12 protein-coding genes and 1 riboswitch are annotated in these 14510 nt (G+C 73.0%); of the genes, 8 read left to right on the top strand and 4 right to left on the bottom strand.

What is annotated here, in order from left to right; translation table 11 throughout:
• Positions 1-32: 32 nt before the first annotated feature.
• The 3 genes from OHQ87_RS10945 to OHQ87_RS10935 all read right to left on the bottom strand — a co-directional run bounded on the left by OHQ87_RS10945 (position 33) and on the right by OHQ87_RS10935 (position 3876).
• The gene (locus OHQ87_RS10945; RefSeq protein ID WP_328347485.1) at positions 33-719 is read right to left on the bottom strand and encodes an SGNH/GDSL hydrolase family protein; all 687 of its coding nucleotides are present in this window, start codon (positions 717-719) and stop codon (positions 33-35) included.
• 197 nt (positions 720-916) lie between these two features.
• A complete protein-coding gene (locus OHQ87_RS10940; protein WP_328347483.1) occupies positions 917-2293 on the bottom strand; it encodes an MFS transporter in 1377 nt (458 codons plus the stop codon).
• Positions 2290-3876 (bottom strand): class I adenylate-forming enzyme family protein, encoded by a 1587-nt coding sequence (locus OHQ87_RS10935; protein ID WP_328347481.1) that lies wholly within the window; start codon positions 3874-3876, stop codon positions 2290-2292. Before OHQ87_RS10935 ends, OHQ87_RS10940 begins: the two co-directional genes overlap by 4 nt.
• A 356-nt stretch (positions 3877-4232) precedes the next feature.
• Between OHQ87_RS10935 and OHQ87_RS10930 the strand changes: the two genes are divergently transcribed.
• The 6 genes from OHQ87_RS10930 to OHQ87_RS10905 all read left to right on the top strand — a co-directional run bounded on the left by OHQ87_RS10930 (position 4233) and on the right by OHQ87_RS10905 (position 10732).
• Complete coding sequence (locus OHQ87_RS10930) at positions 4233-5519, top strand: SGNH/GDSL hydrolase family protein (protein WP_328348805.1); 1287 nt, start codon at positions 4233-4235, stop codon at positions 5517-5519.
• A gap of 61 nt (positions 5520-5580) precedes the next feature.
• The gene (locus OHQ87_RS10925) at positions 5581-6801 is read left to right on the top strand and encodes a cytochrome P450 (protein ID WP_328348804.1); all 1221 of its coding nucleotides are present in this window, start codon (positions 5581-5583) and stop codon (positions 6799-6801) included.
• Positions 6802-6811: 10 nt separating this feature from the next.
• Positions 6812-7825 (top strand): alpha/beta hydrolase, encoded by a 1014-nt coding sequence (locus tag OHQ87_RS10920; protein WP_328347479.1) that lies wholly within the window; start codon positions 6812-6814, stop codon positions 7823-7825.
• An 83-nt stretch (positions 7826-7908) separates the two neighbouring features.
• Positions 7909-8976 (top strand): alpha-hydroxy acid oxidase, encoded by a 1068-nt coding sequence (locus OHQ87_RS10915; protein WP_328348803.1) that lies wholly within the window; start codon positions 7909-7911, stop codon positions 8974-8976.
• 4 nt (positions 8977-8980) lie between these two features.
• Entirely contained in the window at positions 8981-10300 is a 1320-nt protein-coding gene (locus tag OHQ87_RS10910; RefSeq protein WP_328347477.1) for an aminotransferase-like domain-containing protein, read from the top strand.
• A gap of 180 nt (positions 10301-10480) precedes the next feature.
• On the top strand, positions 10481-10732 hold the full coding sequence (locus tag OHQ87_RS10905; RefSeq protein ID WP_328347475.1) for a hypothetical protein: 252 nt from the start codon (positions 10481-10483) through the stop codon (positions 10730-10732).
• Positions 10733-11021: 289 nt separating this feature from the next.
• Here the strand turns inward: OHQ87_RS10905 and OHQ87_RS10900 are convergent, their stop codons facing one another.
• On the bottom strand, positions 11022-12458 hold the full coding sequence (locus tag OHQ87_RS10900) for a glycine hydroxymethyltransferase (protein ID WP_328347473.1): 1437 nt from the start codon (positions 12456-12458) through the stop codon (positions 11022-11024).
• 18 nt (positions 12459-12476) lie between these two features.
• Positions 12477-12566, bottom strand: a riboswitch (ZMP/ZTP riboswitch).
• A 144-nt stretch (positions 12567-12710) separates the two neighbouring features.
• Between OHQ87_RS10900 and OHQ87_RS10895 the strand changes: the two genes are divergently transcribed.
• Together OHQ87_RS10895 and OHQ87_RS10890 are read left to right on the top strand one after the other, a co-directional pair.
• Entirely contained in the window at positions 12711-13517 is an 807-nt protein-coding gene (locus OHQ87_RS10895; protein ID WP_328347471.1) for an SDR family NAD(P)-dependent oxidoreductase, read from the top strand.
• 67 nt (positions 13518-13584) lie between these two features.
• Positions 13585-14454 (top strand): metallophosphoesterase family protein, encoded by an 870-nt coding sequence (locus tag OHQ87_RS10890; RefSeq protein WP_328347469.1) that lies wholly within the window; start codon positions 13585-13587, stop codon positions 14452-14454.
• The last annotated feature ends 56 nt before the right edge of the window (positions 14455-14510 follow it).

Genomic DNA, 14510 nt, shown 5'->3' with positions numbered 1-14510 from the left:
CCTGGGCCGATTTCCTGACCGAAACTTCTTGATCAACCCGTCGGGGCGGTGAGGTGGGTGGCTAGGCGGCGGATGGTCTCTGCCGCGGCGATGGCGTCGCTGCGGGCGCTGCCGTGGCGGCCGTCGCTGCTGTACATCGACGGATCGGTGCCGGCCGGATGATCGGTCAGGTGCACGTGCAGCGCGCCCAACCGGTCGGCGAGCCGGCCGGTACGCGAGGAGAGCAGCCGCATCCGGGCGGCGAGACCGGGACGCAGCGCCGCCGGGACGGCCGGGCTGTGCGAGACGTCGAACATGCCCACCGTGATCACGTCCGCCCCGGCGTCGCGCAGCGCGCCGACGATCGCGGTCAGCTCGGTGTCGACCGCGTCCGGGTCGAACGCCGTCCGGAAGGCGTCGTTGCCGCCGCAGACCACCAGCGCCAGGTCGGGGGAGAAGGCCAGCGCCCGGTCCAGCTGACCGGCCCGGACCTGCTGCGCCCGCAGCCCGCGTCGGCCCAGGTTCAGGTACGCCAGCCCGGGTCGCACCGCCGACAGTTCGGCCGCGATCCGGTCCGCCCACTGCACGTCCGGGTAGCCGTCGACCGGCTCGCACATGCCCTCGGCGACGCTGTCCCCGAGCACCACGAACCGGCGCCAGGGATGGTCGCGCAGCAGCGCGGCGCTCTCCCCCTCGCGCAGGCAATAGGGATCTGTGGCTTCGGTCAACGTCGATGACATGGGCGGCAATGTAACCGACCGGGCCGGTGCCGTCGTCCACATCACGCGCTCGGATCGCCTGATGGTCGTCCGGGTGCGCCGAGTCGCGCCGGCCGCCGTTTCTGTCCGCCCGCACGGCGGGGTTGCCGGCATCGGGCCCCGCGGACCGGCGCGGTGGTGCCGGGTGGCCGGCGGCGCTGCGGTCGGTGGTCCCTCGGTCAGGCTGACGCGGTGGCCGGCGCAGGCGCGGGCCGACCCATCCGCAGCGGCCCGACGACAAGCGGCAGGACGGTCAGCACCGCGCACACCACCGCCATTGCCAGTAGCGCCGGCCGCAGCCCGAGAGCGGCCACCGACCAGCCGCCGAGCAGCGCCCCCACCGGCAGCCCGACGAATGCCAGCGAACCGGAGATGCCCAGCACCCGGGTCTGCAACTCGTCCGGCACCCGTTCGTAGAGGGCGGCACCGAGCAACGGGTTGACCGCCGCGATCCCGATCCCGGACAGGAACGTCACCACCAGCACCACCACCAGGTGGTCGGTCAGCGCCAGGACCAGCAACCGGGGCGCGCCGCTCAACGCCGCCCCCACGGCGAACACCACGGTCCTGGGCAGCCGGGGGCCGAGCATCGTGAAGACCACGTTGCCGAGCAGCGCGCCACCGGCGAACACCCCCAGCACCAGGCCGAAGCCGGCCGGATCGCCGAGTTCGTCGCGGACCCACAGCGGCACCCAGACCGCCGTGTTGGCGGCGGCGAACATGTTCAACGCGGAGACCACCACCAGCATGGTCAGCAACACCCGGTCGGTGCGCAGGTAACCGAAGCCGGTGCGCAGCGCCCGGAAGTAGCCCTCCCGGGGCGCGGCCGGGGCGTCGGTGGCGGGCGGTCGGACCAGCACCGCGACCAGCAGCGCGCAGAGCGCGAAGGTCCCCGCGTCGATCCAGATCGCCCGGGTCACCCCCACCCAGTCGATGAGCAGACCGCCGATCACCGTGCCGAACAACGCCACCCCGCGCAGCAGCCCGTCGTAGGCGGAGGTGAGCCGGATCAGCTCCACCCCGGCGCGCTGCGCCGCCGGCCGGAACATCACGTGTTTGACCCGGTCACCGATGCCGCGCAGCCCGCCGGCCACCGCGACGAGGGCGACCAGCGCCCCGAAACCGAGCCACGGCGCCAACGCCACCACGGCGATCACCGCCGCGCTCGCCGCGTCCACCACGATGGAGGTACGCCGAACCCCGAACCGGTCCGCCCACGGGGTGGCAAGCGAACTGGAGAGCATGTACGGCAGGAACTCCGCCGCCGCGACGATCCCCATCTTGGCCGGGCTGCCGGTGGTGGTGAGCACCAGCCAGGGGATGGCGATCACCGAGATGCGGCTGCCCAGGTTGGAGATCAGGTCGGCGGCGACCAGGGTGACCAGCTCCCGCCGGGCGGCCCGTCGTGCCGGTGATCCGACGACACCCGCCGCCTTCCCAGCGTCGAGACCTGGCTGCGCCGCCTGGTCGAGACCTGGCTGCGCCGGCCGGTCGGGGCGTGGTGTCGGCGGCCGGTCGGTGGCCGTCCGGGGGCCGGTGTCGGCGTCGGCGGTCATGACGGGGTGCCGACCGGGTCGGCGGGAAGCCCGGCGGCGTACCGGTCGCGCAGCGCCCGCTTGTCCACCTTCGCCGACCGGTTCAGTGGCAACGCGTCGACGAACTCCACCGCACCCGGCGCCCAGGTGTCGCTCAGCTCGGCGGTGACCAGCCCGATCAGCTCCGCCCCGGTCACCGTCGCCCCCGGCGCCCGCACCACGTACGCATGCGGCAGCTCACCGGCGACCGGGTCGGGCACCCCGATCACCGCCGCCGCCCGGACCTGCGGATGCCCGGCGAGGACGTCCTCGATCGGGCGGGAGTAGATCGGCCAGCTACGTTGCCGGGTGAGGATGCGGTCCTGTAACCGGTCGACCAGGTAGAGGAACCCGTCGACGTCGAGGTGGCCGATGTCGCGGGTGCGTACCCAGCCGTCGACGAGCGTCTCGGCGGTCAGCTCGGGCTGGCCGTGGTAACCGTGGAAGCTGAGCCGGGTGCGCACCCACACCTCGCCGTCGACATTGGCCGGGAGCACCCGCCCGTCGGCGTCGCGGATCTCCACCGTGACGTCCCCGTACGGCCGACCGCAGGAGCCCAACCGCTCCGGGTGCGCCGGATCCTCGGTCAGACCGGGCTGGGCGCAGATCACCACCGCCTCGCTGAGGCCGTACACGATGCGCAGGCACGGGCCGAACCGGGCGACGGCCTGGCGCAGCCGGGCGGGCGCGGCCGGGCCGGCACCCACGTTGAACATGAACATCGCGGAGAAGTCCGCGCCGGGCAGGGCCGGATGGTCGAGCACCTCGTAGAGCATCGGCGGGGTGACGAAGGTGGAGGTGAGCCGCTCGGCGTGCACGGTGGCGATGAACGCGGCCGGGTCCCACTGCTGGCGCAGGAAGAGCACCCCGCCGGTAAACAGGTTGAACAGGGTGGTGATCTGCCCGCTGGCCAGCCACATCGGGGAGTGCGACAGGTGCCGCAGCAGCGGGAAACCGGCGGCGCGGAAATCGGCCGCCAGGGCCAGCACCTGCCGGTAGAAGCTCTCCCGGTGGTGCACCAGCTTCGGCGTGCCGGTGGTGCCGCTGGTCTGCAGGAACGACTCCGGCACGGGCACCCCGGCCGGCAGGTCGATCGGCGGGGCGTCGGCGGTGGGTTCCGCGCCGACCGGCGGGGTGTCGGCGGTGAGTTCGACGCCGAGGCGCAGCACCGGCACCCCGGGCAGCGAGGCGGCGATCTCGACACCCAGCCCGTCGGGGGCGTACGCGTGGTGCACGAACACGTCGGGGCGGGCCAGCCGGACGAACTCGTCGATCTCCCGCCGGGAGGTCACCGGGGCGATCCACATGGTCCGGCAGCCCAGCAGGTGCAGGGCGAGTTGGAGCAGCGGGCCCTCGACGGCGTTGCCCAGCATCACCAGCACCGCCGCACCGGGGCGTACGCCGTGGCGGGTGAGGGCGCGGGCCAGCCCGCGTACCTCGGCGGCGACCTGCGGGTAGGTCAGCCGGCGGCCGTCGCCGACCAGCGCCTCCCGGTCGCCGAACCCGACGAAAAGCTCCAGCGCGTCGTGCACGTAGGTGGTGGATCGGTCGGCCCCGTCGGTCATCGCACAGCCCCCAGGTCGATGCGGCGGGTCGCCGGCGGCCCGGTGGGGCCCGCCGTGGCGACCGGCCGGGATGGCGTCCGAGCAGGTCAGAGCCCGGCCCGCGACGGGGTGCGGGAAGTGGGCGACCGCACCGCCGCCGCCTGCGAGCCTAGGCCGACGGCATCGCCGGGGGACAGGGCCGAACGGTGATGCACCGGCCACCATGGACATTTGATCATGTCTATCGGGGCGATTGACGCCTGTCAGAGGTCGCGGCTAGGTTTCTGGACCATCGTCCGGGCGGTGCCGTCGATGGACGCCGGCCCTGGGCGGCCAACCATGGAGGTTCAATGTCGACCCCGAAGAGATGGCAGGTCATAGCGTCCGCGGCCGCGTTGCTGGTCGTGAGCGCCCCGGCGGTGGTGGCCAGCGCCGGGCCGTCCGACTCCGACCGTGGCGGGGCAGCCGCCCATAAAGAGTGGGCGGGCACGTGGGCCGCGGCGGTCACCCGTGGCAACACCGTCGGGCTGACCAACACCGGGCTGAACAACCAGAGCATCCGGATGACCGTGCGCACCACAGTCGGCGGTGAGCGGCTGCGGGTCCGGTTGAGCAACCTCTACGGTGAGCAGGCGGTGCAGGTGGGGCACGCCACCGTCGCCCGCCCGAACCTCACCACGCTGACCGACCGGTCGGACATCCGGCCCGGCACGCTGCGCGAGCTGACGTTCGGCGGGTCCACCTCGGCGACCATGAACAAGGGCGCCGAACTGCTCAGCGACCCGTTGACCTACCAGGTGGCCGAGCAGGAGGACCTGATCGTCACCCTGCACTTCCCGGTGCTCACCGGGCCGGTCACCTTCCACGGCCAGTCCAAGGTGACCACCTTCATCGGGGCGAACGACCTGACCACCGCCGCCGACGGCGCCGGCTTCACCATCCGGCCGGACTGCTGCTGGATGTTCCTGTCCGGCATCGACGTGCAGCGCCAGCAGAGCCCGGGCGCGGTGGTGGTGCTCGGCGACTCGATCGGGGATGCCAACGGCAGCACCGTCAACGCCAACAAGCGTTGGCCGGAACTGCTCGCCGGGCGGCTGGTCGCCGCCCGCCCCGAGGTGCGTACCCCCGGGGTGCTCAACCTCAGCCTGGCCGGCAACCGGCTCAACCACGAGGGCACCGAGCCCGGCGCGGGTGGTTTCCCCGGTTACTACGAGCTGGGTCCGAACGCGCTGGCCCGGCTCAACGAGGACGTCTTCCCCCAGACCGGGGTGAAGACCCTGGTGACCCACCTCGGCATCAACGACATCTGGATGTCCGACGATTCCGCAGACCGGATCATCGCCTCGCTGCGGCAGATCAACAAGCAGGCCAAGGCGCGCGGCCTGCGCAGCCTCGCGGTCACCCTGACCCCGTACGAGGGGCACGGCAACCCGGGGGTGTGGACGCCGGAGAAGGACACCACCCGACAGGCGGTGAACACCTGGCTGCGGGGCCCGGGTGCGACCGAGTTCGACGGGCTGCTCGACTTCGACGCGGTGCTGCGCGATCCGGCGCAGCCGAGTCGACTGCTGCCCGCGTACGACTCCGGTGACCACATCCACCCCAACGACGCCGGCAATCAGGCGCTGGCGGACGCCGTACCCCTTCGACTGCTCGGTCTGTGACACCGGTGGGGTGGCGGGGGTGACCCGCCGCCCCACCGTTCATTCCTGGGGAGGAAGCACCATCGTGGACGTCGACGAGATCCTGACCGGCCTCTACAGCGACACCGGCCGGCAAGACCCCTATCCGTGGTACGCGGCCCTGCACGAGCACGGGCCGATCAGTGCCGTGCCGACCCGCCCGGAGCACAGCACGATCAGTGCGGTGGCCGTCGGTTACGACCTGGTCGACCAGGTGCTGCGCGACCCGCAGTGGTACAAGCAGCCCCCGCCGGGCTGGCAGGACCAGGAGATCCTGCGGACCTTCCAGTCGTCGATGATGTTCGTCAACCCACCCGACCACGGCCGGATGCGCGGCGTCTTCGCCCGCACCTTCACCCCGCGCCGGCTCGGCGCGCTGGAGCCGGTGATCGTCCGGGTGGTCGACACCCTGCTGGACCGGATGGCCGACGCCGGGGCCGACGGCGGCGAGGTCGACTTCGTCGCGGACTTCGCCTACCCGGTGCCGGCCCTGGTGATGGCCGAGTTCATCGGTCTTCCCGAGGCCGAACTGGCCTGGTACCGGCAGCGGGTCGACTGGATCGACGAGTTCCTCGACGTGGCCGGCAAGACCCCGCAGCGGCTGGCGCTGGCCAACCAGGCCGCCGAGGAGTTGCGCGCGCTCTACCGGGACCTGATCGCCCACCGTCGTCGCCGGCCGGGCGAGGACCTGATCTCCGGACTGGTCGAGGCGCTGGACTCCGGCGAGGTCGACCTGACCGAGGAGGAGCTGATCAGCAACCTGATCGTGCTGTTCAACGCCAGCTTCGTCACCACCGTCTACATGTTCAGCAACGGTCTGCCGGTGCTGCTGGACCATCCGGAGACGGTGGCCGCGCTGCCCGGCGACGACGCCCTGGCCCAGGGCTGCGTGGACGAGGTGCTGCGGCTGCAGAGCCCGGTGCACTTCCTGGCCCGCGCCGCGCCCCGGGACACCGAGCTGGGCGGGGTGCCGGTCGCCCGGGACGAGAACGTGCTGCTGATCATCGCGGGCGCCAACCGGGATCCGCGCCGGTTCCCCGCGCCGGACCGGTTCGACCCGCGCCGGAACGGCCCCCCGTCGCTGGCCTTCGGCGTCGGCCCGCACTTCTGCCTCGGTGCGGCGGTGTCCCGGCTGGAGGGCCGGATCGGCCTGCCCCGACTCTTCGCCCGCTTCCCCCGGCTCGCGGTCAGCCAGCAGCCTGACTACAGCGGGAGCCTGTTCCTGCGCGGCATCGACAAGCTCTTCGTCAGCACCGGCGGATAGGAGCCGACCCATGTCCCTCGACCCCCAGGTGGTGGCGTACCGGGCCGCGCGGGCCGCCGCCGGCATCCCACCGCTCTACACCCAGACCCTGGCCGAGGCCCGCGCCGCCGACCTCGCCGCGATCCGCGCCAGCGGCGGCGACGTCGAGCCGGTCCACCAGGTACGCGACACGACCGTGCCCGGCCCCGCCGGGGATCTGCGGGTACGGGTACACCGGCCAGCCGGGGACGGGCCGCTGCCCACCCTGGTCTACTTCTTCGGCGGCGGCTGGACGCTGGGTAGCGTGGAGACCGCCGACGGGATCTGCCGCCGGCTGGCCAACGCCACCCCCTGCCAGGTGGTGACGGTCGGCTACCGGCTGGCCCCGGAGCATCCGTTCCCGGCCGCCGTGCTCGACTGCCACACCGCCACCCGGTGGCTGGCCGAGCACGCCGCCGACCTCGGGGTGGACCCTGACCGGCTGGTGGTGGGCGGGGACAGCGCCGGCGGCAACCTGGCGGCGGCGGTGACCCTGCTGGCCCGCGCCGAGGGCGGCCCCCGGCTGGCCGGGCAACTGCTGGTCTACCCGAACACCGACCAGCGCGCCGACCGTCGACCCGCCCTCGGTCAGGACGCCGACGACCGGCCGGCTGACGGGCAGGACCCGCTGTTGTTCAACACGCACTCCGTCGACTGGTATCGCGGGCACTACCTGGCCGACCCGGCGGACGCGCTCGACCCGTTGGCGTCGCCGTTGCTCGCCGACGACCTGTCCGGCCTGCCGCCGGCACTGGTGGTCACCGCCGAACACGACCCGCTGCGCGACGAGGGGGAGCGGTACGCGCAGCGGCTGCGGGAGGCCGGGGTGCCGGTGCGGGCCAGCCGCTATCCCGGCATGATCCACGGGTTCTTCGCCATGCCCGGGGTCTTCGACGCGGGCCGCCGGGCCCAGGACGAGGCCGCCGCCTTCCTCCGGGAGGTCTTCGGGCTGCCCGCCCCGCCGACGGTCACCCCGCTCGCCGCCACGGTCGGGGACGGGCGGTGACGGACTCCCCTCGTACCGTCGGTTCGGCCGTCGGTTCGGCCGTCGTCGGTCCGGTCGGGGACGCTGACCGGCCGCCGGTCAGTCTGGCCGACTTCGCCGACCTGGCGCGGGCGGCGCTTCCGCCCGGCGTCTGGGACTTCGTCGACGGGGGCAGCGGTGTCGAGACCACCCTGGCCGCCAACCGGGCCGCCCTGGACCGGGTCGCCGTGCTGCCCCGGGTGCTCACCGGCGTGGAGCGGCCCCGTACCGACGCGGTGCTGCTCGGCCGGGAACAGGCCATGCCGGTGGCGGTCGCGCCGATGGCGTACCAGCGGTTGCTGCACCCGGACGGCGAATCGGCGCTCGCGGCGGCGGCCGGCGCGGCCGGGGTGCCCTACGTGTTGAGCACGCTGAGCAGCACCCCGATCGAGCAGGTCGCCGCCGCCACCGAAGGGCCGGTCTGGTTCCAGCTCTACTGGCTGCGCGACCGGGGACTGGTCGCCGAGCTGCTCGACCGGGCGCACGCCGCCGGTTGCGCCGCGCTGATGGTCACCGTGGACGTGCCGGTGCTCGGTCGGCGGCTGCGCGACGTCCGCAACGGCTTCGCGTTGCCGCCGGAGGTGACCGCCGCCAACCTGCCCGGCGGCCGGAACGACCTGGCGCACGCCGGCACGCCCGGGGTGTCCGCCGTCGCCGTGCACACCGACGCCGTCTTCGCCCCCGCGCTGACCTGGGCGGATCTGGCCTGGCTGCGGGAGCGTACCCGGCTGCCGTTGCTGGTCAAGGGAATCCTCGACCCGCGTGACGCGGTCCGCGCCGCCGACGTCGGCGTGGACGCCGTGGTGGTCTCCAACCACGGCGGCCGGCAGCTCGACGGGGCACCGGCCACCGCCACAGTGCTCCCCGAGGTGGTCGCCGCCGTCGGTGAGCGGATCGAGGTGCTGCTGGACAGCGGGGTGCGCTCCGGCACGGACGTGCTGCGCGCGCTCGCCCTCGGCGCGACCGGGGTGCTGCTCGGCCGCCCGATGCTCTGGGCACTCGCCGCCGGTGGCCGACCCGGCGCGCGGGCCGCCCTCGACCTGCTCGCCGGGGAACTGCGCGACGCGTTGACGCTGAGCGGCTGCGCCGACCCGGGGCGGGCCCGGCGGCTGCGTACCCTGACCGGAGGCTGACCCGTTGGAACATCTGGTGGACCTGGACCTGGCGACGCTGCATCCGGCGGTCGACGACCCGGCGCTGAACTCGATGAACTTCCTCAACGAGGTCGCCGGGCACTGGCCCGACGCGGTGTCGCTGGCGGCCGGGCGGCCCTACGAGGAGTACTTCGACGACGACGCGCCGGGGCGCTGGCTGGGCCGGTTCCGCCGGCACCTCGCCGACGACCTCGGGCAGAGCCCCGAGCAGATCCGCCGCACCCTGTTCCAGTACGGCCGGACCAAGGGGATCATCCACCACCTGATCGCCCGCAACCTCGCCGTCGACGAGGATGTCCACGTCGACGACGAGGCGGTGGTGGTGACCGTCGGCTGCCAGGAGGCGATGCTGCTGGTGCTGCGGGCGTTGCGGGCCGGACCGGCCGACGTCCTGCTCGCCGTCGCCCCGACGTACGTGGGGCTGACCGGTGCGGCCCGGCTGGTCGACCTGCCGGTCCGGCCGGTGGCCGGTGGTCCGACCGGGATCGACCTGGCCGACCTGCGCACCCAGGTACGCCGGGCGCGGGACGAGGGGCTGCGGCCCCGGGCCTGCTACGTGATGCCCGACTTCGCCAACCCCTCCGGCACCAGCATCCCGGTGGTCGACCGGCGGCGGCTGCTCGACCTGGCCGCCGAGGAGGACCTGCTGCTGATCGAGGACAACCCGTACGGCCTCTTTCCGGCCGGGGACGCCGACCGGCTGCCGACGCTGAAGGCGCTGGACACCCGGCGTCGGGTGGTCTACCTCGGCTCGTTCGCCAAGACGGTGCTGCCCGGGGCCCGGATCGGCTACCTGGTGGCCGACCAGCGGGTCGGCGGTGCCGACGGCGTGGTGGGGCTGTTCGCCGACCAGCTCGCCAAGGTCAAGAGCATGGTCACGGTGAACACCTCCCCGTTGGCCCAGGCCGTGATCGGTGGGGCGCTGCTGGAGCACGGCTGCTCGCTTGTCGCCGCGAACCGGCGGGAGCGGGCGGTGTACACCCGCAACCGGGACCATCTGCTGGCCGGGCTGCGGCGGCGGCTCCCGGCCGGCTCGCCGGTGCGCTGGAACGCCCCGGCCGGCGGCTTCTTCGTCGTGGTCACCGTACCGTTTCCGGTCGACGACGCGCTGCTGCGGCGCTCCGCCGAGCGCTACGGCGTGCTCTGGACGCCGATGGCGCACTTCTACGACGACGGCCGCCCGGTCGACGCGCTGCGGCTGTCGGTCAGCGCGGTCACCCCGGAACAGATCGACCTCGGCCTGGACCGGCTGGCCGCCCTGATCACCGACGAACTGACCCGCACCAGTGTGCGGCCCCGTTGACCGGCGGCGCTCGCCGCTCCCGCCGTGATCCGTTCCCGCCGGTCGCTCCCGTCCCGGTCACCGGCGTCCGGCCGTCGGTGTTCGTGGTCGGTGGGCGGCCATCGGCTGGCGCCACCCGGTGTCGTCGAACCGCCACCCCCAGTGCTGTGCCGGCAATCGTCAAGTGGCCATAATGGACGCATGATCGCTTGGGAGTACGCCCTGTTGGTCCGCCGTTACCAGGGGCAGGGACGCCAGTTCCACGTCTCGTTCGTCTGGTACGGACCGGACGGCTCACGCACCGACGTCACGGCGTACGGCGACACCGCCATCGCCCACCTCAACCGCGTCGGCCGGGAAGGCTGGGAGCTGGTCTCCGCCGCCGAGGACGTCAACAACATCCAGGGCAGCACCGAGGTCCACCGCTACCACCTCAAGCGCCCCCTCTCCTGACCCCCCACTTCCTCTCCCACCCCCTCTCCCGCCTCACCCGCCGGTCTCCCGGGTGATCAAGAGGTTTAGGTCACCGGAACCGCCTCCGCTGACCTAAACCTCTTGATCACCACCCCCTCGTCCCGGCGAACCCGAGGGGACGGCCGGGCGAGGGGGTGGGGCCTGTCGGCAGGGGCGGTCGGGTGATCAAGAGGTTTGAGTCACGGACATGGGAATCCGTGACTCAAACCTCTTGATCAACGCGGGACAGAGCGGGACAGAGCGGGAGGGAGCGGAGGGGGGAGCGGGATCAGCCCAGGGTGATGGTGGGGTAGAGGGGGAAGGTGGCGAGGAGGTCGGTGGCCTGCTTGCTGATCTTGTCGGCGACGGCCGGGTCGAGCACGTACTTGGCCTTCGACGGGGTGCCGTCGGCGTTGGCACCGGGCGTGGTCTGGCTGAGCACGGTGTGGATCAGCTCGGCGGTGACGTCCATCTCGGCGGTGCCGAGGCCCCGGCTGGTCAGCGCGGGCGTGCCGATCCGGATGCCCGAGGTGTACCAGGCCCCGTTGCGGTCCTGCGGGACGGCGTTGCGGTTGGTGACGATGCCCGAGTCGAGCAGCGCCTGCTCGGCCTGCCGGCCGGTCAGGCCGTAGCTGGAGACGTCGAGCAGCACCAGGTGGTTGTCGGTGCCGCCGGTGACCAGGGTGGTGCCCCGGCGCAGCAGCCCCTCGGCGAGCGCCTGGGCGTTGTCGACGATCCGCTGGGCGTAGTCGGCGAAGTCGGGCCGGCGCGCTTCGGCCAGCGCGACCGCCTTGGCCGCCATCACGTGCGGCAGCGGCCCGCCGAGCACCATCGGGCAGCCCCGGTCGACCTGGTCGGCCAGCTCAGGGCCGCAGAGCACCATGCCGCCACGCGGGCCGCGCAGCGACTTGTGGGTGGTGGTGGTGACGATGTGCGCGTGCGGCACCGGGTCGAAGTCGCCGGTGAAGACCTTTCCGGCGACCAGGCCGGCGAAGTGCGCCATGTCGACCATGAAGGTGGCCCCGACCGAGTCGGCGATCTCCCGCATGATCCGGAAGTTCACCTTCCGGGGGTACGCCGAGTAGCCGGCGACCAGGATCAGCGGCTTGAACTCCCGGGCGGCCTCGGCGACCCGGTCGTAGTCGATCAGGCCGGTGGCCGGGTCGGTGCCGTAGCTGCGCTGGTCGAACATCTTGCCGGAGATGTTCGGCCGGAAACCGTGGGTGAGGTGGCCGCCGGCATCCAGCGACATGCCCAGCATCCGCTGGTTGCCCAGCTCACGGCGCAGCGCGAACCAGTCCGCCTCGGTCAGGTCGTTGACCTGGCGTACCTGGGCCTTCTTCAGCGCCGGGGACTCCACCCGGTCGGCCAGGATCGCCCAGAAGGCGACCAGGTTGGCGTCGATGCCGGAGTGCGGCTGCACGTACGCGTGGGACGCGCCGAACAGCTCCTTGGCGTGCTCGGCGGCGAGCGCCTCGACGGTGTCGACGTTCTGGCAGCCGGCGTAGAAGCGACGGCCGACGGTGCCCTCGGCGTACTTGTCGCTGAACCAGTTGCCCATGGTCAGCAGGGTGGCCGGGGAGGCGTAGTTCTCGCTGGCGATCAGCTTCAACGACTCGCGCTGGTCGGCCAGTTCCGCGCCGATCGCGTCGGCCACCCGGGGCTCGACGGCCCGGATCACCTCGAGCGCGCTGCGGAAGGCGGTGGATTCGGCGTTCAGCGACATGCGACCTCCAGGTGACGTGCGGAAGGCCCAGGCGCTCGGCGTGCGTCCTCATGACGGGGCCGCTTCCCGATGGTGCTCCATCCCCACGCGCCAGTCACGGCCCACCGACGATCCTACCGGGTGGCCGGCGGGGTGTCCGGGAGCACCTCCGGCACGCGGCCCGGCCGGATGGTTGGCCGGCCCCATCCGGGGCATTGCAGCCACCAGGGGAGATCCGGACGGCGGGCCCCGACCGACGAGAGGATCAGGCAGATGAGCGCACCGACCACCGGACGACCGCTGGCCGTGGTGACCGGGGCCTCCAGCGGCATCGGGTACGAGCTGGCCGGCGAGTTCGTCCGACACGGTTACGACCTGGTGATCGCCGCCGAGGACGACGGCATCACCGAGGCGGCAGACCACCTGCGCCGCGACGGCCAGGCGCAGGTCCAGCCCGTCCGGGTCGACCTGGCGACCTACGACGGGGTGACGGCGCTGGTCGAGGCGGTGGACGCGACCGGCCGGCCGGTCGACGCGCTGGCGGTCAACGCCGGCCGGGGCGCGGGCGGGGCGTTCGTCGGCGACACCGACCTGACCGACGAGCTGAACATCATCGACGTCAACGTGACGTCGACGGTGCACCTGGCCAAGCGGATGCTGCCGGCGATGGTCGCGCGGGGTGCCGGCCGGGTGCTGTTCACCTCGTCGATCGCGGCCACCATGCCCGGCCCCTACCAGGCCGTCTACAACGCCTCCAAGTCGTTCGTGCAGTCGTTCGCCGAGGCACTGCGCAACGAGTTGAAGGAGACCGGGGTGACGGTGACCGCCCTGATGCCCGGCCCGACCGAGACGAAGTTCTTCGACCGGGCCGAGATGGGCGACACCAAGGTCGGCGCGGACGACAAGGACGACCCGGCGACGGTGGCCGCGCAGGGCTTCGCGGCGATGATGAAGGGCGAGGAGAAGGTGGTCGCCGGCTCGCTGAAGAACAAGGTGCAGGCGGCGGCGGCCCGCCTCACCCCGGACCGGCTCAAGGCCGAGCAGCACCGCCGGATGGCCGAGCCGGGCTCGGCCGACTGACCCCGACCGCGCAGGGGCGCGCTCCCGCGCGCCCCGCGCCGGTCGACGATCTGCGTACGATCGGCGGATGCTGGGGGAGGACATCGAGGGCAGTCTGGTCGCGATCAGCGACCTGCACGTCGGGTACGCGGAGAATCGTGCCCTGGTCGAGGCGCTGCGGCCCGCTTCGCCACGGGACTGGCTGATCGTCGCCGGTGACGTGGCGGACACCGTGGCCGACATCGAGTGGGCGCTCGGCCTGCTCGCGGAACGCTTCGACACCGTCATCTGGGCACCCGGCAACCACGAGTTGTGGACGCCGCCGGCCGACCCGGTGACCCTGCGCGGGGTGGCCCGCTACGAGCTGCTGGTGCGGCGGTGCCGGGAGTTGGGCGTGGTCACCCCCGAGGACGACTACCGGGTGTGGCGGGGGCCGGGCGGTCCCGCGCTGGTGGCCCCGCTGTTCCTGCTCTACGACTACAGCTGGCGACCGCCGGGGTTCGACACCCGGGAGGCGGCCCTGGCGGAGGCGCACCGGACGGGGATCGTCTGCACCGACGAGTTCCTGCTGCATCCCGACCCGTACCCGAGCCGGCAGGAGTGGTGCGCGGCCCGGCTGGACGCGACCGCCCGCCGGTTGGCGGCCCGGGACCCGGCGCTGCCCACGGTGCTGGTGAACCACTGGCCGTTGGACCGCCACCCGACCGAGGTGCTGCGCTACCCGATCTTCGCCCAGTGGTGCGGGACGCAGGCCACCGCCGACTGGCACCGCCGGTTCGTCGCCGCCGCGGTGGTCTACGGGCACCTGCACATCCCACGCACCACCTGGAAGGACGGGGTGCGGTTCGAGGAGGTCTCGGTGGGCTACCCCCGGGAGTGGCGGCAGCGCGGCATCCCCCCGGGGCGGGTACGGCGGATCCTGCCGGCACCGGAGGGCGCCCCACCGACTGCCTGGTGAACCACCGGGCCGGGCGGGCGACGGCCTGCGGGGCCCGACCGGCGGTCGGACCCCGC

Source organism: Micromonospora sp. NBC_00421, assembly GCF_036017915.1.
GTDB lineage: Bacteria > Actinomycetota > Actinomycetes > Mycobacteriales > Micromonosporaceae > Micromonospora.
This window is presented reverse-complemented; position numbering and strand designations above follow the sequence as displayed.

What these genes read in the sequence shown, in the direction of transcription:
- OHQ87_RS10945 (WP_328347485.1), bottom strand. Translation starts at nt 719, where the DNA reads ATGTCATCGACGTTGACCGAAGCCACAGATCCCTATTGCCTGCGCGAG.
- OHQ87_RS10940 (WP_328347483.1), bottom strand. Translation starts at nt 2,293, where the DNA reads ATGACCGCCGACGCCGACACCGGCCCCCGGACGGCCACCGACCGGCCG.
- OHQ87_RS10935 (WP_328347481.1), bottom strand. Translation starts at nt 3,876, where the DNA reads ATGACCGACGGGGCCGACCGATCCACCACCTACGTGCACGACGCGCTG.
- OHQ87_RS10920 (WP_328347479.1), top strand. Translation starts at nt 6,812, where the DNA reads ATGTCCCTCGACCCCCAGGTGGTGGCGTACCGGGCCGCGCGGGCCGCC.
- OHQ87_RS10905 (WP_328347475.1), top strand. Translation starts at nt 10,481, where the DNA reads ATGATCGCTTGGGAGTACGCCCTGTTGGTCCGCCGTTACCAGGGGCAG.
- OHQ87_RS10900 (WP_328347473.1), bottom strand. Translation starts at nt 12,458, where the DNA reads ATGTCGCTGAACGCCGAATCCACCGCCTTCCGCAGCGCGCTCGAGGTG.
- OHQ87_RS10895 (WP_328347471.1), top strand. Translation starts at nt 12,711, where the DNA reads ATGAGCGCACCGACCACCGGACGACCGCTGGCCGTGGTGACCGGGGCC.
- OHQ87_RS10890 (WP_328347469.1), top strand. Translation starts at nt 13,585, where the DNA reads ATGCTGGGGGAGGACATCGAGGGCAGTCTGGTCGCGATCAGCGACCTG.